The organism is Pseudomonas asiatica, assembly GCF_040214835.1.
Lineage (GTDB): Bacteria > Pseudomonadota > Gammaproteobacteria > Pseudomonadales > Pseudomonadaceae > Aquipseudomonas > Aquipseudomonas putida_Z.
In genome coordinates this window covers 325788-348287 of sequence record NZ_CP157874.1, presented here as the reverse complement: position 1 = coordinate 348287, position 22500 = coordinate 325788, and the positions used below count along the sequence as shown (strand labels likewise).

The following is a 22500-nucleotide window of genomic DNA, read 5'->3' as shown; positions in this document are numbered from 1 at the left end:
AACAACGATTAGCCACCTTTTGCCGGCCGCACACGGCCCCGAGGAATACACGATGGACGTCACCGCAACCCTGAGCCTGGGCGATCCACTGGAACCTGCACGCAAGGCCACCGCCGAGATGTTGCAGACCCGCGAGCGCACCTACTCGCTGCCCCAGCCTTTCTACACCGACGAGCGTCTGTTCCAGATCGACATGCAGGAGATCTTCCACAAGGAGTGGCTGATCGCCGGCATGACCTGCGAGATCCCGGCCAAGGGCAACTACATCACCCTGCAGATCGGCAAGAACCCGATCATCGTGGTGCGTGGCGCCGAAGGTAAGGTGCACGCCTTCCACAACGTCTGCCGCCACCGCGGTTCGCGCCTGTGCGTCAGCGACAAGGGCAAGGTGGCCAAGCTGGTCTGCCCGTACCACCAGTGGACCTACGAGCTGGACGGCCGCCTGCTGTTCGCCGGTACCGAAATGGGTGCCGACTTCGACATGAACCAGTATGGCCTGAAGCCTGTGAACGTGAAGGTCGCCGGCGGCTACATCTTCATCAGCCTGGCGGAAAACCCGCCTGCCATCGACGAGTTCCTGGCCACCCTGGACCACTACATGGAACCGTACGACATGGAAAACACCAAGGTGGCGGTGCAGACCACCTTGATGGAAAAGGCCAACTGGAAGCTGGTGCTGGAAAACAACCGCGAGTGCTACCACTGCAACGGTTCGCACCCGGAGCTGCTGCAAACCCTGCTGGAATGGGACGACACCAACGACCCACGCGCCAGCCAGGAATTCAAGGACCACGTGGCCGCCTCCGCCGCCGCCTGGGAAGCCGAGAAGATCCCGTACCTGCACAAGAGCCATGGCCTGCGTAACCGTATCGTGCGCATGCCACTGCTCAAGGGCACCGTGTCGATGACCATGGACGGCAAGCAGGCCTGCCAGAAGCTGATGGGTCGTATCCAGAACCCGGACCTGGGCTCGATGCGCATCCTGCACCTGCCGCACTCCTGGAACCACTGCATGGGCGACCACATGATCGTGTTCACCGTGTGGCCGATCAGCGCCCAGGAAACCATGGTCACCACCAAGTGGCTGGTGCACAAGGATGCCGTGGAGGGTGTGGACTACAACCCCGAGAACATGCGCAAGGTGTGGGACGCCACCAACGACCAGGACCGTCGCCTGGCCGAGGAAAACCAGCGTGGTATCAACTCCACTGCGTACCAGCCTGGGCCATACTCGAAGACCTACGAGTTTGGCGTGGTCAACTTCATTGACTGGTACAGCCAGCGCTTGCTGAACAACCTGGGGGCGGAGCCGGCGGCGTATCTGAAGGAAGTTCAGGCGCAGTGATACACGCCAACCAAGCCTGTGGATAATTCACAGGCTTGGTTTTCTGACTAGACTTCCCGGATATCCTGTAGGGATGGTGCGAGATCTGGAACAGTCGATGAGGAACTCTTCCCGCTGATCTCTTCGAGTTCGTGCTCGATCGTATAAACCGATCCTACCGCTTTCCTTGGTGAGCCGCTTGGCGGCGCCACCCTGCGCTTCTTTTTCTTAACTTGCACCTTGAAAATCGTTCTCAAATTCGATCTGAAGTTTTTCTTGGTACCGTGCCAAAGCGCTGATCGCTTATCCCATAATGATTTAGCCAGACGGATACCTGCACCAGTCATCAGCAGTCCGGTTCCTGCGGCAGAGACATAGGGAGCTGCACCAACTCCGGCGAGCCCAAGACCAGCACCTACGACGCTAGTACCAGACCCCGCTAGTGCCATGCGCGAGGCATTTGTCGCAAGGCCGCCTTTTGGGGGTGGGCCGAGCATGATTGCCAACGGCGAAACCACATGCAAAATTGCTGTCAGAGCGCGCTGCGCCTGCGGCAACCATAAAGGAATGGAGCCACTGGGATCGTGGCGGTTTACAGGGTCGCCTTTACAATACATGTACACATTGAGCCCGCCTTCACCGAACGGGCTGTATTCATCTGGCGACTGTAAACGCATGAGCTTCGGATTGTACTGGCGATGACCATTACCCAAAGGGTAGCAACCTGTCAGGGGATCTATCGGCTCGCCACAGAACGCACTTATCGGTCCGCCCTGGATAGCGAAATACCCGTAGGCCGTGTACACCCTACCGATGCTATCCAACCCGCTGAGAACAGAACGCTGCCTGTCGACTGCCAGCAAAAGCACCAAACTCATAGCGAAACCTCTAAAAGGCCTGCCTTGATCCTAAGAGCATTGAAATCGATACGAAACTGGCAAAAATGACGGGTAGCTATTAGTTATCCCGAGGCTTACACACAGCCAACGTGGAAAATGCTCGCCGACGGTGTTTCGCTATCTGGTATCGCAAATTGAACATTTTTTGATCAAACCTTTGAAAGCCTTGCTAATAAAGGCTTGGCGGCCTCCGCGAACACTTTGTCCACAGAGACACCAACAGAGTTTGTGGGCAACCAATGGATGCTCTTCGATCGAGCTGTGGATAAGCGACTCAAGAGCATGATTTCCGAAGAAAGAGAAGACCTCACCCGGACTTGATCATTTTTTGAGCAAGTGTACCGAGGCCCTTAAATATAAGGCCTACAGGCGCTATCAAACAGATTATCCACAGACCGGCTAACAGCGATTGTGGGCAAAATCAGGAGGGCTGCCGCGCGTTGCATGCGAAGGCAGGGATAAGACTGATCGTTTTTTGATCAAAAGCTTGGGAGCCACGTGATACAAGGGCTGCGGCCATGCGCCAACACTTTATCCACACCTTGGCGAACAGATTTGGTGGGCAAAAGCGCCCGATCGAGGCTGTGTATGGAATGTAGGAGCGGCCTTGTGTCGCGATGGGCCGCAGCGCGGCCCCAGGATCTCGACTACGAGTCAAGATTGCCGGGGGCTGCTGCGCAGCCCATCGCGACACAAGGCCGCTCCTACACCGGCACCGCGTGAGGCTCTAGCGCAGCACGCCCTCTTCCACCAGCAGCTTGAGGATGGCCTCGGCGCCTTCCTGTGGAGAAACGTCCTTCAACACCTTGCCACCGCCGCCACTGGCCTTGGCCGTCGCCGCCTTCATCCGGTCGGCACCGCTCTTGGCCTTGATCACCTTCAGCCGCTTGGGCCGTGGGCGGGCTGGCTGCAGTTCGGCTTCGGCCAGCAGTTCGTCCTCGACGATAGCCACGTTGCGTGCCGCCAGAACACCCCGACGCGCCGGCCCGAAAGCACTCTGGCGCGGCTTGGGCGCAGCGTTATCCACAGTCGCCAGCAACGGCAGGCGCACCTTCAGCCGACGCCGCTGACCGCGCGGCAGCGCCTGCAATACCTGGGCGGTGCCGTTGTCGATCGACTCCACTTCAGCCAACCCCACAATCAGCGGCCAGCCGAGCTTTTCGGCCAGCAGAAACGGCAACATGCCCGACCCTTCGCCGGTCTCGGCCTGGCTACCGGTCAGCACCAGCTGTGCCCCGGCATCGCGCAGGTAATCCCCGAGCACGCCCAGCACGTCGGCACCAGCCGGCTGCTCCAGCACATCCAGATGGTCCAGACCCATCCCCAGGTAGGCGCGCAGCGCCTCTTCCCGTGGGTCGCCGGCATGCACCACCTGCAAGTTATCCCCAGCCAGCTGCAAACCCAGCTCCACGGCGCGCGCATCCTGCTCGGCGCGGCGAGCGCGGCCGGAGCTGGGGTGGGCACCGATGGAAACCAGGCTGATCACTTTCGTACTCATGCTCGTGCCCTTATGCCGCGTCGCGCTGGCCGCCGCTGCGGTAGTTGTCCACAGCCTCGATCAGTGCCTGGAGAATCGCCGAACTGTCGCCAATTACCGACAGGTCGGCCCGTTTGATCATGTCGCAGCCCGGATCCATGTTGATCGCCACCACCTTGTCGCAGGCGCCGATGCCCTGCAGGTGCTGGATCGCGCCCGAGATACCCACAGCCACGTAGACCCGCGCGGTAACCCAGGTACCAGTGGCACCCACCTGGCGGTTGCGCGGCATGAAGCCGTCGTCCACCGCCACCCGCGAGGCGCCTTCGGTGGCGCCAAGGGCCGCGGTGGCCTTGTGATACAGGTCCCAGTCCTTGACCCCGTTGCCGCCCGAGACGATGAACTCGGCTTCGGCCATGGCAATGGTGGCCGGGTCCACGGCCACCGAACCGAGGTCTTCGATGCGCGACAGGCTACGCGCCACGCTTGTGGACAACTCCACGGGCAGCGCTTCGTGACGGGTTTCGCTGACTGGCTCGGCGCACTCGGCCGCCGCCAGGATCAAGCGTGGTACGGCGCGCTGCAGGTCTTGCTGGCCGGCACCGGCACGGCCGATGCACTGGCCGTCCTTGACCTGCCATACCCGCGTCGCCGGGCGCTCACCCAGTGCCGCGCCCAGGCGCCGGCCCAGTTCGCCACCACCGGTGCGGCTGTCGGGCAGCAGCCAGTGGCGCGGGGTGAACTGGTTATCCACAGCCCGAAGGCCTTGTACCAGTTGCTCCGGTGCATAACCTTCGAAAGCCTCGCCTTCGATGACCAGCAGGCGGTCGACCCCGGCTGTGGAAAAGTTGCTTTCCTTGTGCTCGCCAAACACCACTGCCAGCACTGCACCGTCGCTGCCGGCCAGGCTGTGGGCCAGGCCGAGCAGGTCGCGGTCGTGGCTGCTCAGGCGGCCACCGACCATGTCCGGCACCACGGCGATGTAGAACGCCGGCGCCGGCACCTGGTGCAGCGGCAGCTTGACCTCGGCCGCCGCCGTGCGTCGTCCGCCCACGGCGGTGCCCTGCTGGGCGCCGCTGCGGTCGATGCGCTTGATGCCGGCCGGGCCGATGAAGCCTGCGGCAATCGCATGGGGGTTCTTGCGGATTAGGCCGTTGGGCCCCATCCAGCTGGTCTGCTGCGTCTGCATCGCTGCATGCAGCGGGTGCAGACGGTTACGGGCGATCCACTCGGCGCGTGGGTCGCGGCGGATAATGTCGCTCATCAGTGCACCTCCGCGGGTTCACGTTTGGCCGTTTGCGGCTTTGGGGCAGAGGGCGCGTCCTCTTCGATCAGCACGTCGGCCACCAGTTCGGCCAGGTCCTTGATCTGCGGGCGCGGTTCGACCACACCTTCGAGCATGGCGGTGCACTGTGGGCAACCCACAGCTACCAGCTCGGCCTCGGTCTCGCGGATGTCGTCCATGCGCATGTCCGGGATACGCTGCTTGCCAGGGATGTCGGTGATCGGCGCACCGCCACCACCGCCGCAGCAACGGGAACGGAAGCCCGAGCGCTGCATCTCGCGCACTTCGATACCCAGGGCCTTGAGCACGGCACGCGGAGCTTCGTACTCACCGTTGTAACGGCCCAGGTAGCACGGGTCGTGGTAGGTGACGCTGCCGCCCTTGTGCTGGCCGAGGTTGAGCTTGTTGGCCGCGATCAGTTCGGCGATGTAGGTGCTGTGGTGCTGCACCTGATAGTCCCCGCCCAGGGCGCCGTACTCGTTCTTCAGCACATGGAAGCTGTGCGGGTCGCAGGTGACGATGCGCTGGAACTTGTACTTGGCCAGGGTCTGGATATTGCGTTTGGCCAGTTGCTGGAAGGTCGCCTCATCGCCCAGACGGCGCGCCACGTCGCCGCTGTCGCGCTCTTCCAGGCCGAGCACGGCAAAGTCCACGCCCGACGCCTTGAGCACCTTGACGAACGAGCGCAGGGTGCGCTGGTTGCGCATGTCGAAGGCGCCGTCACCGACCCAGAACAGCACCTCGGTGGTTTTCACCTCCGACAGCAGTTGCAGGTTGAGGTCGGCGGCCCAGTTCATGCGCCCACCAGGGGCGAAGCCGCCCGGGTTGTCGGTAGCGATCAGGTTGTCCAGCACTTCGGCGCCCTTGTTCGGGGTAGCGCCTTTTTCCAGGGTGAGGTGACGGCGCATGTCGACGATGGCATCGACGTGCTCGATCATCATCGGGCATTCCTCGACGCAGGCACGGCAGGTGGTGCACGACCACAGCGTTTCGGCGTCGACCAGGCCATTGACGATCGGCTGGTGCGGGTGGCCGCCATGCTCACCGATCGGTTTGCCCGGGTATGGGCTGCCGGCGAACTGCGCGTCGGTGCCACCGGCCAGGCCGATGACCATGTCCTGGATGAGCTTTTTCGGGTTCAGCGGCTGGCCGGCGGCAAAGGCCGGGCACATGGCTTCGCATTTACCGCACTGCACGCAGGCGTCGAAGCCCAGCAGCTGGTTCCAGGTGAAGTCCACCGGCTTTTCCACGCCCAGCGGCGCGTTCGGGTCTTCCAGGTCCAGCGGCTTGAGGCCGGTGGAACGGCCGCCGCCGAAGCGTTCGGCGCGACGGTGCCAGGCCAGGTGCAGGGCACCGGCGAAGGCGTGTTTCATCGGGCCGCCCCAGGTCATGCCGAAGAACAGCTCCGACACGCCCCACAGCACGCCCAGGCCGAGAATGCCCACCATCACCCAGCCACCGGTGTTGGCCGGCAGGATGCCGGCGACCGGCAAGGTGGCGATGAAGAAGCTCACGGCAAACGCCAGCAGGCTCTTCGGCAGGCGCATCCACGGGCCCTTGGACAGGCGCGAAGGCGGGTTGAGGCGGCGCTTGAAGACGAAGATGGCGCCGCTGAACATGATCACCGTGGCCACCAGCAACGCGTAGCCGAGGATCTTGCTCTGCAGGCCGAAGCCGTGCACCAGGATCGCCAGTACGGCCGACAGCACGAAGCCGCCAGCGGTGGCCACGTGGGTCTTGGACATGTACTTGTCGCGCTCGACCACATGGTGCAGGTCCACCAGGTAGCGGCGCGGCATGGCCAGCAGGCCGCCGATCAGGTTGACCTTGGACGGCCGGCCACGCCGCCACATGCGCACCCGGCGCAGGGCGCCGAGCACTGCCAGGCCAAGGGCAGCGAACAGCAGGATAGGTAGAAGGGTGTTCAACATGGGAGGCTCCCACAACAGCTGGATTCTTGCGCCACTCTGAAGGTGGGATTGGCCCCTTGTGGGAGCGGGTTTACCCGCGAATGCGTCAGATCAGACAACTCTGTTGCTTGTGCTGACGCTTTCGCGGGTGAACCCGCTCCCACAGGGACCGCGCCCGGTGGCGACGATTTTTCTCGATCAGAAGTCCTTGCACAGGCGCAAGGCGTCGTAGATCGCCGCATGCACGTTGCGCTGGGCCACGCAGTCGCCGATGCGGTACAGCAGGTAGCCTTCGCCCGGCTGGCTGAGGATCGGCTGTGGCTTGATGGCGAACAGCGCCTCCACGTCGATCTGGCCTTTGTTGCGCGAACCTTCCTTCAGTGCGTAGTACAGCTGCTCGTCAGGACGCACGCCGTTCTCCACCACCACCTGGTCGACCACGCGCTCTTCCTTGGCACCGGTGTATTCGTTTTCCAGCACCGCCACCAGCTTGTCGCCTTCGCGGTAGACCTTTTCCAGCATCATGTCGCCGGTCATGATCACTTCTTTCGGGTACATGCTGCGGTAGTAGGTCGGGAAGGTAGTACCGCCCATGGCCACACCCGGCTTGATGTCGTCGGTGACGATCTCGACCTGGCTGCCCTTGTCGGCGATGAAGTCAGCCACCGACATGCCGGTGAACTCGCAGATGGTGTCGTACACCAGCACGTTCTTGCCCGGCGCAACCTTGCCGTCGAGCACGTCCCAGCTGCTGACCACCAGCCCTTCGGCGGCGCCCCAGTGCTCGTTCTGCTCCAGGAAGGAATGCCCACCCACCGCCAGCACGATGATGTCCGGGCGCAGGTCCTGGATGGCAGCCACGTCGGCGGCGGTGCCCAGGCGCAGGTCGACCTTCAGGCGCGCCAGCTCCAGCTGGTACCAGCGGGTGATACCGGCGATCTGGTCGCGCTGCGGGGCCTTGGCGGCGATGGTGATCTGCCCGCCGATCTGCTCCTTCTTCTCGAACAGGGTCACGTCGTGGCCACGTTCGGCAGCCACGCGGGCCGCTTCCATGCCGGCCGGGCCGGCGCCAACCACCACCACCTTGCGCTTGGCGCCGGTGGTCTTCTCGATGATGTGCGGCACGCCCATGTATTCACGGGAGGTCGCGGCGTTCTGGATGCACAGTACATCCAGGCCCTGGTACTGGCGGTCGATGCAGTAGTTGGCACCGACGCACTGCTTGATCTGGTCGATCTGGCCCATCTTGATCTTGGCGATCAGGTGCGGGTCAGCCATGTGCGCACGGGTCATGCCGACCATGTCCACGTAGCCGCCTTCGAGGATACGCGTGGCCTGGTTCGGGTCCTTGATGTTCTGCGCGTGCAGCACCGGGACCTTGACCACTTCCTTGATACCGGCCGCCAGGTGCAGGAACGGCTCCGGCGGGTAGCTCATGTTCGGGATTACGTTGGCCAGGGTGTTGTGGGTGTCGCAACCCGAACCGACCACGCCGATGAAGTCGAGCATGCCAGTGGCGTCGTAGTAGGCAGCGATCTGCTTCATGTCCTCGTGGCTGAGGCCATCGGGGTGGAACTCGTCGCCACAGATACGCATGCCCACGCAGAAGTCGTCACCGACTTCGGCGCGCACGGCCTTCAGTACTTCCAGGCCGAACTTCATGCGGCCTTCGAAGGTACCGCCCCATTCGTCGGTACGCTTGTTGACCCGCGGGCTCCAGAACTGGTCGATCATGTGCTGGTGCACGGCCGACAGTTCCACGCCGTCCAGGCCACCTTCCTTGGCGCGGCGGGCAGCTTGCGCGTAGTTGCCGATCACGCGCCAGATCTCTTCCACCTCGATGGTCTTGCAGGTGGCGCGGTGCACGGGTTCACGGATACCCGACGGCGACATCAGGGTCGGCCAGTTGAAGCCGTCCCAGCGCGAGCGACGGCCCATGTGGGTAATCTGGATCATGATCTTGGCGCCATGCTTGTGCATGGCGTCGGCCAGGTTCTGGAAGTGCGGGATGATGCGGTCGGTCGACAGGTTGACCGACGCCCACCACTCCTGCGGGCTGTCGATGGCCACCACCGACGAGCCGCCGCAGATCGCCAGGCCGATACCGCCCTTGGCCTTTTCTTCGTAGTACTTCACGTAGCGGTCGGTCGTCATGCCGCCGTCAGTGGCGTAGACCTCGGCGTGCGCGGTGCTGAGCACACGGTTGCGGATGGTCAGTTTACCGATCTGGATCGGCTGGAACATTGCTTCGAATGCCATGACGCTATCTCCGGCTTACAACGGCTTTGTAACGAACAGGCCATCTTCGTGGCCTTCTTCCGACCCGCCATAGACCTGTTCGGCCACGGTGCGGATCGAGCTGCCGCGGGCAGCGAGAATCTGGTCCATGGCGCCGGCGAACCAGCCGGTGAACATGTAGTCGACCTTGCGGCCGCACTTGCCATAGACGTACACGAACGCGGAGTGCTTGAGCTTGACGCTGCAGGTGCCCTTGTCGAGGTCGATGTCCTGGATTTCGAACAGGCCCCAGCCGCGCTGGCTCAGGCGCTTCATGTAGTGCTCGAACACCGCAACGCCTTCCAGGCCGTGGCACTCGGCTTCTTTTTCACACCAGTGCCAGGCGGACTTGTAGCCGGCCTTGTAGAGGATCTCGGCGTACTTGTCGGCGCCCAGGACTTCTTCGATGCCCATGTGGTTGTTGACGAAGAAATGGCGCGGCACGTACAGCATCGGCAAGGCGTCGCTGGTCCAGACACCGGTCTCGCTGTCTACTTCGATTGGCAATTGCGGGGCGATCTTGGCCATGGAAACTCAACTCCATAAAATTTTTTATTGGGATGCCCCGGCGTTGCTGGCAGGGGCTTTCAGGCTTGGAGAGCGGCTTACTCGCCCCACACGTCCTTGAGGACGTTGACCCAGTTCTCACCCATGATCTTGCGCACCACGCGCTCGGAGTGGCCGCGCTTGAGCAAGGTTTCGGTGAGGTTGGGGAATTCGCCCACAGTGCGGATGCCCAGCGGGTTGATGATCTTGCCGAAGTTGGTCAGGCGACGGGCGTAGCCCTTGTCGTGGGTCAGGTACTCGAAGAAGTCCTGGCCGTGGCCCTGGGTGAAGTCGGTACCGATACCGATGGCGTCCTCACCGACGATGTTCATGGTGTACTCGATGGCTTCGGCGTAATCGTCGATGGTCGAGTCGATGCCCTTGGCCAGGAACGGCGCGAACATGGTCACGCCGACGAAACCGCCGTGGTCGGCGATGAACTTCAGCTCTTCGTCCGACTTGTTGCGCGGGTGTTCCTTCAGGCCCGAAGGCAGACAGTGCGAGTAGCAGACCGGCTTTTTCGATTCGAGGATGACTTCTTCGGAGGTCTTGGAGCCGACGTGGGACAGGTCGCACATGATGCCGACGCGGTTCATTTCGGCAACGATCTCGCGGCCGAAGCCCGACAGGCCGCCGTCACGCTCGTAGCAGCCGGTGCCGACCAGGTTCTGGGTGTTGTAGCACATCTGCACGATGCCCACGCCCAGCTGCTTGAACACGTCGACGTAGGCGATCTGGTCTTCGAAGGCGTGGGCGTTCTGGAAGCCGAAGAGGATGCCGGTCTTGCCCAGTTCCTTGGCCTTGCGGATGTCGGCGGTGGTGCGTACCGGCATCACCAGGTCGCTGTTATCGCGGATCAGCTTCTGGCTGGCGGCGATGTTGTCGACGGTAGCCTTGAAGCCTTCCCAGACCGACACCGTGCAGTTGGCCGCAGTCAGCCCGCCTTTGCGCATGTCCTCGAACAGCTCGCGGTTCCATTTGGCAATGATCAGGCCGTCGATGACGATGCTGTCGGCGTGAAGTTCGGCTGGGCTCATCAGGCTGTCCCCTTTTATTGAATGGGTTTGCGCCAAACCTTATTGCCGGCGCTTTGGGGCCAGCATATGCCTGTGCCCAAAGGCGCCCCGATGCAAAAACGACAGGGGGTTTGCCGAAAGCGTCAATGCGCGACATCGCGCCCTCTGGCGCGCCGTCTGGCGATGAGAGACAGTCTCGATAACGACATTTCCGGCCGTTTCATGAACATTTCTTCAGGGAGCTATCGTCTTGTCGGCGGCTGAGCGAGAATCCAGCCGATTCGTCAGCCTTGTTGAGGAGAAAACGGATGAAATCAATGGCATGGCTGGTATTGCTGGCTGTCGTATCGGGCGCCCAGGCCGGCGAGGAAGAAAGCACCCCGTGCGACAACGTCGAGACCGACCAGCAGACATTCGCTTGCGCGGCGTTCAACAAGCAGACGGCCGAGCGTGAACTGAAGTCGGCGTATGACGACCTGATACAGCGCATTCGCGACCAGTACGCCGACGAAGGCGACAAGGCAGATGCGCTGGCCGGGCGCATGGAGGCGGCCGAAAAACTGTGGGCGCAACTGCGCGATGCCGACTGCAAGGTCGAAACCTACGCCGAGAAGCCGGGCAGCAAGGCGTTCGAAGCGGCGTGGAACACTTGCGTGGCACAGCGCAGCGATGACCGCTCTGAGTACCTGCAGTCCATCGGCCAGCAGTAAGGGAGTTCCTCGGCAGGAAAGGCTTTCGGCTTATCTGTCTTGACGATCCGAACCAAAGTGCGTCCCCGGCGCCTCACCCGAGGTGCCGATGATGAACTCGATCGGAAACCAAGACATGACCTCCACTATCAGCAAGACCGACATGAACAGCGCCATTGCCGCCCTGAAGAAAGAAGGCGAAGAACGCGCCGTCATGGTAGCCAACACCGTCTGCATCTTTGCCCCGGATGTACCCGCCAGCGTTGCCGAAGACGTGCTCGATGGCATGCGCCTGATGAACCTGTCGGCGAACAAGAAGTTCGACAAGGAAACCCAGCAGCGCGAGTGGTACAACTTCTACAACGACGGCCTGGGCAAGTTCGGCTGGACGCTGACCGGCGCCGCCCATGTCGAAGAAGCAATCGACAAGGACACCCACACGCTGGCCACCCTGGTGCCTCAGATCGTCACCGTCCAGATCGGCGCCAGCCACCGCCTGAGCCGCTGCGTAAAACGCTCCTTCGAAGTGATCGTGCAAACGCCGAAGGCACAGCAACTGCTCGAAGAAAGCAGCGTGAGCGTTTCGGGCAAATCCAGCACCATTCAGATTTCGGCCTGCGAGATGACACCTCAAGGCCTGCCGATCATGCACATGACCAGCGTTCAGCTGAGCTATGACAAGGCTGAAAAAACCGCAGGCTCCGCTGGCCGCATCATCGACAAGTCCAACACCCGCGTATACCGGGCCTCGCAGCAGGGCTCGTTCAGTGTTCGCCACTTCGACGCCATGCGCGAAGCCGTCAGGATGAAGCTGGCCAGCCAGGCGTTCGACATCCTGGCGCTGGACATCTGACCTGCACCTGGCGCCGCATAGCGGCGCCAGGTTCCCCTTCCTACGCCTGCAGCGAGGGCCACAAGCATGCCCACCAAACCTGCCAACCAACCCTGGGAAGACCTTCATGCCTGCCTGCGCCTGGCGCAACTGGAGGCCAACCAGGTTCACGATCGCCAACAGGATGGCCAGCGCTGGTTCAACCGTTTTCTGCAGGGCCTGGAAAACAGCGGTGTCGAACTGATCGAACGGACAACGAAAAGCATCAACTGCGTACCCACGGATGCTGTGTTTCAAGACGTCTTCAACGGCTGGATTCCAGCGCCCCAGCGTCGCAACCTCAAGTTCGAGCGGGTTGCCAACGACATACTTAATGGCTTGAAACAGCCAGACCTCGCCCTGCTGCGCAGCACTTCGGCCAGCTCGCACCTGCGCATCGAATTTGACCTGGATGACAGCGGCAGCCCGCTGGCGATCGTCTTCAACCTGTGCTGTTCGACCGACCCGGATGCCCCACGTACACGCCTTGCCCTGCAACTGGACCACATGGGCGCGAAACTCGACGCCCGGGCTTTCGAAGCACGGCGAGTACAGGTCGAAAACCGCCTCCAGGCGCTTTCTGACCTCGATCAGTTCTGATCCGGCAGCTGTGGCTTGAGCGCCTGACGTTCTTCACGCGGACAGCGCCCAAAGCGTCTTTTGTACCGGCGGGTGAAGTACGACGGCAGCTCGAAACCACATGCAACGCTGACCTGCGTGATGCTCATCTGCGTCTGACACAGCAGCTGACGTGCCTTGTCCAGACGCAGGTCAAGATAGAAGCCACTGGGCGTATCATTCAGGTACAAACGAAACAAGCGCTCCAGCTGACGCCTGGTGATCATGGCACGGGCGGCCAGCTCCAATGTGCTCAATGGTGGCTCGGTATGCTTTTCCATCTCGCCGATCACCTGCACCAGCTTGCGGTTGCTGATGCCATAGCGAGAGGCGATCTGCATCCGCTGATGATCCTGCCGCGGCCGAATACGGCCCAACACGAATTGCTCCGAAACCTGCACCGCCAGCTCGCTGCCATGGGATTGCGCAATCAGGTCGAGCATCAGGTCGATCGAGGCAGTGCCGCCCGCACAGGTGATGCGCCGTCGGTCGATTTCGAACAGTTCCTGTGTGGCCTGCAGGCTCGGGTAATTCTCCTTGAACGCCTCCAGCGCCTCCCAGTGCACGGTGGCGCGGTGGCCGTCGAGCAGGCCGGCCTCGGCCAGTACCACCGCGCCAGTATCGATGCCACCCAGAACAACCCCCTCATGATCCAGGCGGCGTAGCGCCTGCTGCAGCGCCGGCCCGTAACAGGCCAATGGCTCGAAACCGGCGACGATCAGCAGGATGCCACCAGGTTCGCCCGCCCCCAGCGCCGCATCGGCGTTCACCGACATGCCATTGCTGGCCTGCACCGCCCCGCCGTCCAGGCTCAACACCTGCCAGCGATACAGTGGGCCCTTGAAACGATTGGCCACCCGCAGTGGCTCCAGGGCACTGATGAAACCCATGGCCGAGAACCCGGGCAACAACAGGAAGTGAATGATTTGCGGCATTGCATGCTCCACGGCAAAGGTGGTCGCCTCCGTGCAAATGTTGGTCGCCAGGGTGCGATTTTCCACCCTGACAGCAGCGTAGCTTCTTCATACGACCCAGAGAGGTCGAACCCCAATAACAATATGCACTGCCGATGGAGAGCCACCATGCACAGCTTGATCCGCCGCAGCCTGTTGACCCTTGCCCTGAGCAGCATCGCCACTTCCCCACTATTCGCCGCCGAGCCTGCGGCCTGCAAGAACGTCCGTCTGGGCGTGGTCAACTGGACCGACGTCATCGCCACCAGCGCCATGGCCCAGGTGCTGCTCGATGGCCTTGGCTACCAGACCAAACAGACCAGCGCCTCGCAGCAGATCATCTTCGCCGGCATCCGCGACAAACGCCTGGACATGTTCCTGGGTTACTGGAACCCGATCATGACCCAGACCATCACCCCGTTCGTCGACGCCAAGCAGGTCAAGGTGCTCGACAAACCCAGCCTGGAAGACGCCCGCGCCACCCTGGCGGTGCCCAAGTACCTGGCCGACAAGGGCCTGAAGACCTTCGCCGACATCCACAAGTTCGAAAAGGAACTGGGCGGGAAAATCTACGGCATCGAACCGGGTTCCGGCGCCAACACCCAGATCAAGGCGATGATCGCCAAGAACCAGTTCGGCCTGGGCAAGTTCCAGCTGGTCGAGTCCAGCGAGGCCGGCATGCTCGCCGCCGTCGATCGCGCGGTGCGGCGCAACGAAGCCGTGGTGTTCTTTGGCTGGGCGCCGCACCCGATGAACGTGAATATCGACATGGTCTACCTGGGCGACAGCCAGGGCGCCCTGGGCCCTGACGAAGGCCGCGCGACAGTGTGGACGGTGACCGCGCCGGACTACGCCGAACGCTGCCCCAATGCCCACCGCCTGCTGGCCAACCTGAACTTCAGCGCCGAGGACGAGAGCCGCATGATGCAGCCGCTGCTCGACCACAAGGATGCACTGGAGTCGGCCCGCCAGTGGCTCAAGGACCACCCCGAGGACAAGGCCCGCTGGCTGGAGGGTGTGACCACCTTCGATGGCAAGCCGGCTGCCGACAACCTCAGCCTCACTGCCAACTGATCCGGCCCATTCGCGGGTAAACCCGCTCCCACAAGTCATGCACATGCCAGGGGCAACATCGTCCCCTGTGGGAGCGGGTTTACCCGCGAAAAGGCCACCAGACACCACAAGGAACCCCGCCATGAACCACGACGTCATCATCACCTGCGCCCTCACCGGCGCCGGCGACACCGCCTCGAAAAGCCACCTTGTTCCAGTCACCCCCAAGCAGATCGCCGATTCTGCCGTAGAGGCCGCCAAAGCCGGCGCCACCGTGGTCCACTGCCACGTGCGCGACCCACAAACCGGCCGCTTCAGCCGTGACGTGGCGCTGTATCGCGAAGTCATGGAACGCATCCGCGAAGCCGACGTGGACATCATCGTCAACCTTACCGCGGGCATGGGTGGCGACTTGGAAATCGGCCCAGGTGAAACACCGCTGGAATTCGGCGCGGGTACCGACCTGATCGGCCCACTGGAGCGCCTGGCCCACGTCGAAGCGCTGCTGCCGGAAATCTGCACCCTCGACTGCGGCACCCTCAACTTCGGCGACGGTAACTCGATCTATGTCTCCACCCCGGCACAACTGCGCGCCGGCGCCAAGCGCATTACCGAGCTGGGGGTAAAAGCCGAGCTGGAAATCTTCGACACCGGCCACCTGTGGTTCGCCAAGCAGATGATGAAGGAAGGCCTGCTCGACGACCCACTGTTCCAGCTTTGCCTGGGCATCCCGTGGGGCGCGCCGGCCGATACCACCACCATGAAGGCGATGGTCGACAACCTGCCGGCCAACGTCACCTGGGCCGGGTTCGGCATCGGCCGCATGCAGATGCCGATGGCCGCCCAGGCCGTGCTACTGGGCGGCAACGTGCGGGTGGGCCTGGAGGACAACCTGTACCTGGACCGTGGCGTGCTGGCCAGCAACGGCCAGTTGGTCGAGCGCGCGGTAGAGATCATTTCGCGCCTTGGCGCCCGTGTACTGACCCCGGCCGAAGGCCGGGAAAAGATGAACCTCAAACGCCGCTGACACTTTCAGGAGCCCAACATGACCTTCATCACCGAGATCAAGACCTTCGCCGCCCTGGGTAGTGGCGTGATCGGCAGCGGCTGGGTCGCGCGCGCCCTGGCCCACGGGCTGGACGTGGTCGCCTGGGACCCGGCGCCAGGCGCCGAGCAGGCGTTGCGCAAGCGCATCGCCAACGCCTGGCCGGCATTGGAAAAGCAAGGCCTGGCACCAGGCGCCTCACAAGACCGCCTGAAGTTCGTCGCCACCATCGAGGAATGCGTCCGCGATGCCGATTTCATCCAGGAAAGCGCCCCTGAACGCCTGGACCTGAAACTCGACCTGCACGCAAAGATCAGCGCTGCCGCCAAACCCGACGCGATCATCGGTTCAAGCACCTCGGGCCTGCTGCCCAGCGAGTTCTACGAATCGGCCACCCACCCCGAGCGCTGCGTGGTAGGCCACCCGTTCAACCCGGTGTACCTGCTGCCGCTGGTAGAAATCGTCGGCGGCAAGCGCACCACCCCCGAGGCCATTGAAGCTGCCAGGACCATCTACACCGCCCTGGGCATGCGCCCGCTGCATGTTCGCAAGGAAGTGCCCGGGTTCATCGCCGACCGCCTGCTCGAAGCCCTGTGGCGCGAGGCCCTGCACCTGGTCAACGACGGCGTGGCCAGCACCGGCGAAATCGACGATGCCATCCGCTTCGGCGCCGGCCTGCGCTGGTCGTTCATGGGCACGTTCCTCACCTACACCCTGGCCGGTGGTGACGCAGGCATGCGTCACTTCATGGCCCAGTTCGGCCCGGCGCTGCAGCTGCCGTGGACTTACCTGCCGGCACCAGAGCTGACCGACAAGCTGATCGACGATGTGGTCGAAGGCACTTCCGAGCAACTGGGCGACCGCAGCATCGCCGCGCTGGAGCGCTATCGTGATGACACCCTGTTGGCAGTGCTGGAAGCGGTGAAGACCAGCAAGGCCAAGCACGGTATGGCTTTCGGCGACTGAGGAGACCGCGATGCCCGCACTGATCACCTACCGCACCCCAGTCCAGGAGGACTGGGTCGACTACAACGGGCACCTGCGCGATGCCTTCTACCTACTGATCTTCAGCTACGCCACCGACGCGCTGATGGAGCGCATCGGCCTGGATGCCGACAGTCGCGGCCAGAGCGGTAACTCGCTGTTCACCCTGGAGGCGCACATCAACTACCTGCACGAAGTGAAGCTGGGTAGCGAGGTGTGGGTGCAGACACAGATCATCGGCTTCGATCGCAAGCGCCTGCATGTCTACCACAGCCTGCACCGGGCAGGGTTCGACGAAGCGCTGGCGGCCAGTGAGCAGATGCTGCTGCATGTGGACCTGACAGGGCCGAAGTCGGCGCCGTTCAGTGAGCGTAGTGTCGGGTTGCTGCAAGGGTTGGTGGATGAGCAGCAGGATGTGCCCTCGGCTGAGTTCGTCGGCCGGGTGATAGCCCTGCCTACGCCAAACTGAGCAGTAACACATAACCTGTGGGAGCGGGCACGCCCGCTCCCACAGGTCATGTATTCAGGCAAAAAATAACCCCGGAAAGCCGTGAGCATCCGGGGCCAAGAGCGAGCAACATCCACTGTGCACGAACGAGGGTGACCAAACCCTCCGTTGCGGTAGATGGCTTGAGTTTGCTCACTTCCCGGCAGGTGGATTTAGCCGGGAACGACCTGTTCTTAGCCAAAGCAGCCATGGCGCCATTCTGTTGTTGCGGGCATGTCGCCGGCGTCACAGAATCGGTCGTAAATCACAGCAGCACTCTCTTAGCGATAAAAGGGACAACAGCCATGATGCATGCGGATTTGATTGACCAGGACGATCTGGCAGGCCACCTGCGCGCGCGCGGGTTCGAGATTCCGGCCGGCGCTACTGCCGAGCAGGCGTGCGAAGCGGTGGTGCGTGGGCTGACCGAGCCCAATGCACGGGCGCTGAAGGGGATGGTGGAGCAGATGTATACCGGTAGCGCGACGATCCTGCCGGCGGTGCGCCAGGCCATCGACAAACAGCTGTTGCCGGCGTTGGCGCAGTTCAACAAGCGCGGCTGACAGAGTTTTCCTGCACCGGCCTCTTCGCGGGCTTGCCCGCTCCCACAGGGATTGCACAGATTTCAAACACTGTGCATCTCCTGTGGGAGCGGGCAAGCCCGCGAAGAGGCCGGCTCCGTTTCAGAGCCTTACACTGGCAAAGGTCGACTCGTTGCGCGCCTGGCTCAGGGCCGCCATCGGCCCGCTGTGCGGCGACAGGGTCATGGCCTGCGGGATCGGCATCATCGCCACCTGCTGTGCGGTGTTGGAGCCCACGCGCTCGTCACGCGGCGGAATGCCGAAGTATTCGCGGTAGCACTTGGAGAAGTGCGGGGTAGACACGAAGCCGCACACCGACGCCACTTCGATGATCGACATCGGCGTCTGCTTCAGCAGCTGCCGGGCGCGGATCAGGCGCAGCTTCAGGTAGTAACGCGACGGCGAACAGTGCAGGTACTTCTGGAACAGGCGCTCGAGCTGCCGGCGCGATACCGACACGTATACCGCCAGTTCATCCAGGTCGATCGGCTCTTCGAGGTTGGCCTCCATCAGCGCGACGATTTCCTGCAGCTTCGGCTGGTTGGTGCCAAGCATGTGCTTGAGCGGCACGCGCTGGTGATCCTGCTCGTTGCGGATGCGCTCGTAGACGAACATTTCGGAAATCGCAGCCGACAGTTCACGGCCGTGGTCGCGGCTGATCAGGTGCAGCATCATGTCCAGCGGCGCAGTGCCGCCGGAGCTGGTGAAGCGGTTACGGTCGAGGGTGAACAGGCGGGTGCTCATGTTGACCCGCGGGTAGGCCTCCTGCATGGCCGCCAGGCATTCCCAGTGCACGCTGCAATCGAAACCATCCAGCAGCCCGGCACAGGCCAAGGCCCAGCTACCGGTACATACCGCGCCCAGACGGCGCGACTGACGGGCCTGGGTTTGCAACCAGGTGACATGCTCGCGGGTAACGCTGCGCTGGATGCCCACGCCGCCACAGACAATCACGGTATCGATGGGGGGCGCACTGTGCATGGCGGCGTCAGGGGTTATCTGCAAGCCATCGCTGGCCCACACCTGTCCACCATCGGCGGTGAGGGTGTGCCAGCGGTACAGCTCGCGGCCGGACAGCTGGTTGGCCATGCGCAGCGGCTCGACGGCCGATGCCAGGGAAATGAGGGTGAAATTGTCCAGTAGGAGAAACCCGATGGACTGGGGGGCTGTGCGGTTCTGGGTTGGGTTCCCGGAGGTGTACGACGTCATCGCGATTTCTCCTCACACAAATGCAGGGTGTGCCTCAGGCGAGCACTGATTTCTTGTTATGTATGGCCCCGGTTCATGTGCAGGGGCCTTGGTGCCAATCTCAACGCAAACGCCGTGCCTGAAATTGAACGGCTATCCAAAAAAACCTGAAAACGACGCCTTTGTCAGGCAAATCAGGTGCTTTGATCGAGTTGGCCAATCTTCGTGGAACTGGCGTGCTAGGCGCTGTGCGTGTAACGGCTGAGCAATTTGGTGACATGCGCAGTGTAGGATGCCCAGAAACGACACTCATGAGTGTCACCGACAACGCCCACACTGATAACGACACCCGACGATCGGTATGCGTCGTACTGCACCATAAAGGGGCATTGGCTTGCGTACTGCACCTGTTTCAATCTCAAGGGCCCCTTCGCGGGCACGCCCGCTCCCACAGGGATTGCACAGTTCCTGTGGGAGCGGGCGTGCCCGCGAAGGGGCCCTTGAGGTCAGATCAAGCTATCAGCACTCGATCGCGCTGACTGCCAAACCACCGCGCGAGGTCTCTTTGTACTTGTCGTGCATGTCGGCCCCGGTATCGCGCATGGTGCGGATCACCTGGTCGAGGGAAATGAAGTGCTCGCCATCACCCCGCAGGGCCATCTGCACCGCGTTGATGGCCTTTACCGCGGCAATCGCGTTGCGCTCGATGCACGGCACCTGCACCAATCCGCCGACCGGGTCGCAGGTCAGGCCCAGGTTGTGCTCCAGGGCGATCTCGGCAGCATTCTCCACCTGTGGCGGGGTCGCACCCAGCACTTCGGCAAGGCCCGCCGCAGCCATGGCGCAAGCCGAACCGACTTCACCCTGGCAACCCACTTCGGCACCGGAGATCGACGCGTTCTTCTTGCACAGGATGCCCACCGCGGCAGCACCGAGGAAGAAATCGACCACGCTGGAATCGTCCACCGCATCGCTGAAGCGCATGTAATAGTGCAACACTGCCGGGATGATGCCCGCCGCACCGTTGGTCGGCGCGGTAACCATGCGCCCGCCGGCGGCGTTCTCTTCGTTGACCGCCAGGGCGAACAGGTTGACCCACTCCATGGCGCTCATGGTCGAGCCGATCACGTTGGGCTTGCCGATTTCCTGCAGGCTGCGGTGCAGCTTTGCGGCGCGGCGGCGCACGTTCAACCCGCCGGGCAGCGTGCCTTCGTACTTCAGGCCGTTGTTGACGCATTCCTGCATGGCTTCCCAGAGCTTGTGCAGGCCGGCGCGGATCTCTTCCTCGCTGCGCCAGACCTTCTCGTTGGCCATCATCAATTGCGACACGCTGAGGTCGTTTTGCTTGCACAGGCGCAGCAGTTCGGCGGCGCTGTTGAAGTCGTACGGCAGCACCGTCTGGTCAGCATCCAGCACACCGCTGGCGGCCTGGGCGGCATCGACCACGAAGCCGCCACCGACCGAGTAGTAGGTGTCGCGGTGCAGCTCGCCCTGCTCGCCTTCGGCAATCAGGGTCATCGCGTTGGGGTGGTACGGCAGGTTCTCGTCCAGCAGCAGCATGTCTCGGGCCCAGACGAATTCGATGGGCAGGCGGCTGTCCAGCTGCAAGGTGTTGGTTTCGCGCAAGTCGGCGATACGCGGTGCGATCTGGGTCGGGTCGATGGCGTCAGGCCATTCACCCATCAGGCCCATGATGGTGGCATTGTCGGTGCCATGCCCCACACCCGTGGCCGACAGCGAGCCATACAGGCGCACTTCGATCCGCTTCACACGTTCCAGCTCGCCGCGTTCGCGCAGGCCCTGAACGAACAGGGCGCCAGCACGCATGGGGCCGACGGTGTGGGAGCTGGAGGGCCCGACACCGATCTTGAACAGGTCGAACACGCTGATGGCCATTGTCGAATCACCTCTTGCTGGGCTTGTCTCTGCGCGCCATGCGCAGGGCGGGGCAGCTGCTAGGCTGAAGCAGCGGGCCGCCTTGAATGCACGCATCATCGGGCTTTTACCAACCCCCTCGCCGTCTGCAACCGACGTACTTTTGTCCAGCAGCGCCGCGCTGTTTTTTACCGGGGAGCTGCCCTCGCCACGCCGCTTTCCGGCGGCCTGGTGACGTAAAAATGCGGCTGAGGGGGTGGAAAAATCCATAAGCGACATCGCCCATACTGGATACGACCCGTTCCGTACTGGTTACGACCCCACCAGTAGGCGATTGCCCAGCGCTGGAGGATTATCGAAAGCGACTCGTAAAGCACGGCCACGCATCCTGCCCTCTGCAGGCCTGGTCGACCGGACCCTGAGAAAGCCCGGCGACCCACGCGAACCCGAAGACAAAATCACAGGAGTCCATCCATGAAAGGTTCACCCTCGCTGTTGCTGGTTGCGTTGCTGTCCGCGCCTTTGCTGGCCCAGGCCGCCGAACCCGAGCAATGTCAGACGGTACGGTTCTCGGATGTCGGCTGGACCGACATCACGGTAACCACCGCGACCGCCAGCGTTGTGCTCGAAGCACTGGGTTACAAGACCCACACCACCATGATCTCGGTACCGGTGACCTACAAGTCGCTGGCCACCGGCAAGGACCTGGACGTGTTTCTCGGCAACTGGATGCCGACCATGGAGAACGACATCAAGCAGTACCGCGACGCCGGTACTGTAGAAACAGTGCGCGCCAACCTGGAAAACGCCAAGTACACCCTGGCCGTGCCCCAGGCGCTGTATGACAAGGGCCTGAAGGATTTCAGCGACATTCCCAAGTTCAAGAAAGAACTCGACAGCAAGATCTACGGCATCGAGCCCGGCAACGATGGCAACCGCACCATCCAGAGCATGATCGACAAGAACGCCTTCGGCCTGAAGGACGCCGGCTTCAAGATCGTCCAGTCCAGCGAGGCCGGCATGCTGTCGCAGGTCGACCGCGCGCAGAAACGCGGCGATGCGCTGGTGTTCCTCGGCTGGGAACCGCACCCGATGAACACCCGCTTCAAGATGCAGTACCTGACCGGCGGGGACGAGTTCTTCGGCCCCGACTTCGGCAAGGCGACCGTATTGACCAACACCCGCAAGGGCTATGTGCAGGAATGCAGCAACGTTGGCCAGCTGTTGAAGAACCTGTCGTTCGAGCTCAAGGATGAAAGCACCATGATGGGCTATGTCCTGGACGACAAGATGAAACCCGAGGCGGCGGCCAAGAAGTGGCTCAAGGACAACCCTGGCAAACTGGATGCCTGGCTGGCCGGCGTAACCACCGTGGATGGCAAACCCGGCCTTGAGGCGGCCAAGGCCAAGCTGACGCAGTAA

At 62.6% G+C, this 22500-nt stretch carries 20 protein-coding genes; 10 read left to right on the top strand and 10 right to left on the bottom strand.

Annotation, left to right across the window (positions count from 1 at the left end; translation table 11 throughout):
• Window positions 1–52: 52 nt before the first annotated feature.
• On the top strand, window positions 53–1345 hold the full coding sequence (gbcA, locus tag ABNP31_RS01550) for a glycine-betaine demethylase subunit GbcA (protein ID WP_013970512.1): 1293 nt from the start codon (window positions 53–55) through the stop codon (window positions 1343–1345).
• A gap of 47 nt (window positions 1346–1392) precedes the next feature.
• On the opposite strand, the gene ABNP31_RS01545 is transcribed toward gbcA, so the two are convergent.
• The 7 genes from ABNP31_RS01545 to ABNP31_RS01515 all read right to left on the bottom strand — a co-directional run bounded on the left by ABNP31_RS01545 (window position 1393) and on the right by ABNP31_RS01515 (window position 10755).
• On the bottom strand, window positions 1393–2202 hold the full coding sequence (locus tag ABNP31_RS01545; RefSeq protein WP_085664130.1) for an RHS repeat-associated core domain-containing protein: 810 nt from the start codon (window positions 2200–2202) through the stop codon (window positions 1393–1395).
• Window positions 2203–2950: 748 nt separating this feature from the next.
• Complete coding sequence (locus ABNP31_RS01540) at window positions 2951–3721, bottom strand: electron transfer flavoprotein subunit beta (protein WP_003257512.1); 771 nt, start codon at window positions 3719–3721, stop codon at window positions 2951–2953.
• Between the two features lie 10 nt (window positions 3722–3731).
• Complete coding sequence (locus ABNP31_RS01535) at window positions 3732–4964, bottom strand: electron transfer flavoprotein subunit alpha/FixB family protein (protein ID WP_039613190.1); 1233 nt, start codon at window positions 4962–4964, stop codon at window positions 3732–3734.
• On the bottom strand, window positions 4964–6916 hold the full coding sequence (dgcB, locus tag ABNP31_RS01530; RefSeq protein ID WP_013970509.1) for a dimethylglycine demethylation protein DgcB: 1953 nt from the start codon (window positions 6914–6916) through the stop codon (window positions 4964–4966). Before dgcB ends, ABNP31_RS01535 begins: the two co-directional genes overlap by 1 nt.
• A 177-nt stretch (window positions 6917–7093) precedes the next feature.
• On the bottom strand, window positions 7094–9154 hold the full coding sequence (dgcA, locus tag ABNP31_RS01525; protein ID WP_025337383.1) for a dimethylglycine demethylation protein DgcA: 2061 nt from the start codon (window positions 9152–9154) through the stop codon (window positions 7094–7096).
• 15 nt (window positions 9155–9169) lie between these two features.
• Window positions 9170–9700: a DUF5943 domain-containing protein gene (locus ABNP31_RS01520; RefSeq protein ID WP_013970507.1), complete on the bottom strand. Its 531-nt coding sequence runs from the start codon at window positions 9698–9700 to the stop codon at window positions 9170–9172.
• A gap of 77 nt (window positions 9701–9777) precedes the next feature.
• Window positions 9778–10755, bottom strand: coding sequence for a dipeptidase (locus ABNP31_RS01515; RefSeq protein ID WP_003257506.1), 978 nt, complete (start codon window positions 10753–10755; stop codon window positions 9778–9780).
• A gap of 287 nt (window positions 10756–11042) precedes the next feature.
• On the opposite strand from ABNP31_RS01515, the gene ABNP31_RS01510 reads away from it, so the two are divergent.
• The 3 genes from ABNP31_RS01510 to ABNP31_RS01500 all read left to right on the top strand — a co-directional run bounded on the left by ABNP31_RS01510 (window position 11043) and on the right by ABNP31_RS01500 (window position 12894).
• A complete protein-coding gene (locus ABNP31_RS01510) occupies window positions 11043–11444 on the top strand; it encodes a lysozyme inhibitor LprI family protein (protein ID WP_085664132.1) in 402 nt (133 codons plus the stop codon).
• Between the two features lie 115 nt (window positions 11445–11559).
• Window positions 11560–12276 carry a hypothetical protein gene (locus tag ABNP31_RS01505; protein WP_080958440.1) on the top strand — a complete coding sequence of 239 codons (717 nt, stop codon included), beginning with the start codon at window positions 11560–11562 and terminating at the stop codon, window positions 12274–12276.
• A 66-nt stretch (window positions 12277–12342) separates the two neighbouring features.
• Window positions 12343–12894 (top strand): hypothetical protein, encoded by a 552-nt coding sequence (locus ABNP31_RS01500; RefSeq protein ID WP_075044353.1) that lies wholly within the window; start codon window positions 12343–12345, stop codon window positions 12892–12894.
• On the opposite strand, the gene ABNP31_RS01495 is transcribed toward ABNP31_RS01500, so the two are convergent.
• Window positions 12885–13847, bottom strand: coding sequence for a GlxA family transcriptional regulator (locus tag ABNP31_RS01495; protein ID WP_085618407.1), 963 nt, complete (start codon window positions 13845–13847; stop codon window positions 12885–12887). The genes ABNP31_RS01500 and ABNP31_RS01495 overlap by 10 nt on opposite strands.
• Before the next feature lie 147 nt (window positions 13848–13994).
• Here ABNP31_RS01495 and choX point away from each other — a divergent pair, with 147 nt between their 5' ends.
• The 5 genes from choX (at window position 13995) to ABNP31_RS01470 (ending at window position 17997) form a co-directional block, all read left to right on the top strand.
• Window positions 13995–14939: a choline ABC transporter substrate-binding protein gene (gene choX, locus ABNP31_RS01490; RefSeq protein ID WP_350012923.1), complete on the top strand. Its 945-nt coding sequence runs from the start codon at window positions 13995–13997 to the stop codon at window positions 14937–14939.
• A 121-nt stretch (window positions 14940–15060) separates the two neighbouring features.
• A complete protein-coding gene (locus tag ABNP31_RS01485) occupies window positions 15061–15945 on the top strand; it encodes a 3-keto-5-aminohexanoate cleavage protein (RefSeq protein ID WP_085664134.1) in 885 nt (294 codons plus the stop codon).
• 18 nt (window positions 15946–15963) lie between these two features.
• Window positions 15964–16929 carry an L-carnitine dehydrogenase gene (locus tag ABNP31_RS01480; RefSeq protein WP_085664135.1) on the top strand — a complete coding sequence of 322 codons (966 nt, stop codon included), beginning with the start codon at window positions 15964–15966 and terminating at the stop codon, window positions 16927–16929.
• Window positions 16930–16939: 10 nt separating this feature from the next.
• Entirely contained in the window at window positions 16940–17416 is a 477-nt protein-coding gene (locus ABNP31_RS01475) for a thioesterase family protein (protein WP_085664136.1), read from the top strand.
• A 323-nt stretch (window positions 17417–17739) separates the two neighbouring features.
• Window positions 17740–17997 (top strand): hypothetical protein, encoded by a 258-nt coding sequence (locus ABNP31_RS01470; RefSeq protein WP_003257487.1) that lies wholly within the window; start codon window positions 17740–17742, stop codon window positions 17995–17997.
• A gap of 120 nt (window positions 17998–18117) precedes the next feature.
• On the opposite strand, the gene ABNP31_RS01465 is transcribed toward ABNP31_RS01470, so the two are convergent.
• A complete protein-coding gene (locus ABNP31_RS01465; RefSeq protein WP_025337376.1) occupies window positions 18118–19224 on the bottom strand; it encodes a GlxA family transcriptional regulator in 1107 nt (368 codons plus the stop codon).
• 498 nt (window positions 19225–19722) lie between these two features.
• The gene (locus ABNP31_RS01460) at window positions 19723–21099 is read right to left on the bottom strand and encodes an L-serine ammonia-lyase (RefSeq protein ID WP_350012922.1); all 1377 of its coding nucleotides are present in this window, start codon (window positions 21097–21099) and stop codon (window positions 19723–19725) included.
• Between the two features lie 453 nt (window positions 21100–21552).
• Here ABNP31_RS01460 and ABNP31_RS01455 point away from each other — a divergent pair, with 453 nt between their 5' ends.
• Window positions 21553–22500: a choline ABC transporter substrate-binding protein gene (locus tag ABNP31_RS01455; protein WP_085664137.1), complete on the top strand. Its 948-nt coding sequence runs from the start codon at window positions 21553–21555 to the stop codon at window positions 22498–22500.

What these genes read in the sequence shown, in the direction of transcription:
- dgcA (WP_025337383.1), bottom strand. Translation starts at nt 9,154, where the DNA reads ATGGCATTCGAAGCAATGTTCCAGCCGATCCAGATCGGTAAACTGACC.
- gbcA (WP_013970512.1), top strand. Translation starts at nt 53, where the DNA reads ATGGACGTCACCGCAACCCTGAGCCTGGGCGATCCACTGGAACCTGCA.
- ABNP31_RS01460 (WP_350012922.1), bottom strand. Translation starts at nt 21,099, where the DNA reads ATGGCCATCAGCGTGTTCGACCTGTTCAAGATCGGTGTCGGGCCCTCC.
- ABNP31_RS01545 (WP_085664130.1), bottom strand. Translation starts at nt 2,202, where the DNA reads ATGAGTTTGGTGCTTTTGCTGGCAGTCGACAGGCAGCGTTCTGTTCTC.
- ABNP31_RS01540 (WP_003257512.1), bottom strand. Translation starts at nt 3,721, where the DNA reads ATGAGTACGAAAGTGATCAGCCTGGTTTCCATCGGTGCCCACCCCAGC.
- ABNP31_RS01465 (WP_025337376.1), bottom strand. Translation starts at nt 19,224, where the DNA reads ATGACGTCGTACACCTCCGGGAACCCAACCCAGAACCGCACAGCCCCC.
- ABNP31_RS01505 (WP_080958440.1), top strand. Translation starts at nt 11,560, where the DNA reads ATGACCTCCACTATCAGCAAGACCGACATGAACAGCGCCATTGCCGCC.
- ABNP31_RS01470 (WP_003257487.1), top strand. Translation starts at nt 17,740, where the DNA reads ATGATGCATGCGGATTTGATTGACCAGGACGATCTGGCAGGCCACCTG.
- ABNP31_RS01535 (WP_039613190.1), bottom strand. Translation starts at nt 4,964, where the DNA reads ATGAGCGACATTATCCGCCGCGACCCACGCGCCGAGTGGATCGCCCGT.
- ABNP31_RS01495 (WP_085618407.1), bottom strand. Translation starts at nt 13,847, where the DNA reads ATGCCGCAAATCATTCACTTCCTGTTGTTGCCCGGGTTCTCGGCCATG.
- ABNP31_RS01475 (WP_085664136.1), top strand. Translation starts at nt 16,940, where the DNA reads ATGCCCGCACTGATCACCTACCGCACCCCAGTCCAGGAGGACTGGGTC.
- ABNP31_RS01515 (WP_003257506.1), bottom strand. Translation starts at nt 10,755, where the DNA reads ATGAGCCCAGCCGAACTTCACGCCGACAGCATCGTCATCGACGGCCTG.
- ABNP31_RS01480 (WP_085664135.1), top strand. Translation starts at nt 15,964, where the DNA reads ATGACCTTCATCACCGAGATCAAGACCTTCGCCGCCCTGGGTAGTGGC.
- ABNP31_RS01455 (WP_085664137.1), top strand. Translation starts at nt 21,553, where the DNA reads ATGAAAGGTTCACCCTCGCTGTTGCTGGTTGCGTTGCTGTCCGCGCCT.
- ABNP31_RS01485 (WP_085664134.1), top strand. Translation starts at nt 15,061, where the DNA reads ATGAACCACGACGTCATCATCACCTGCGCCCTCACCGGCGCCGGCGAC.
- choX (WP_350012923.1), top strand. Translation starts at nt 13,995, where the DNA reads ATGCACAGCTTGATCCGCCGCAGCCTGTTGACCCTTGCCCTGAGCAGC.
- ABNP31_RS01500 (WP_075044353.1), top strand. Translation starts at nt 12,343, where the DNA reads ATGCCCACCAAACCTGCCAACCAACCCTGGGAAGACCTTCATGCCTGC.
- ABNP31_RS01510 (WP_085664132.1), top strand. Translation starts at nt 11,043, where the DNA reads ATGAAATCAATGGCATGGCTGGTATTGCTGGCTGTCGTATCGGGCGCC.
- dgcB (WP_013970509.1), bottom strand. Translation starts at nt 6,916, where the DNA reads ATGTTGAACACCCTTCTACCTATCCTGCTGTTCGCTGCCCTTGGCCTG.
- ABNP31_RS01520 (WP_013970507.1), bottom strand. Translation starts at nt 9,700, where the DNA reads ATGGCCAAGATCGCCCCGCAATTGCCAATCGAAGTAGACAGCGAGACC.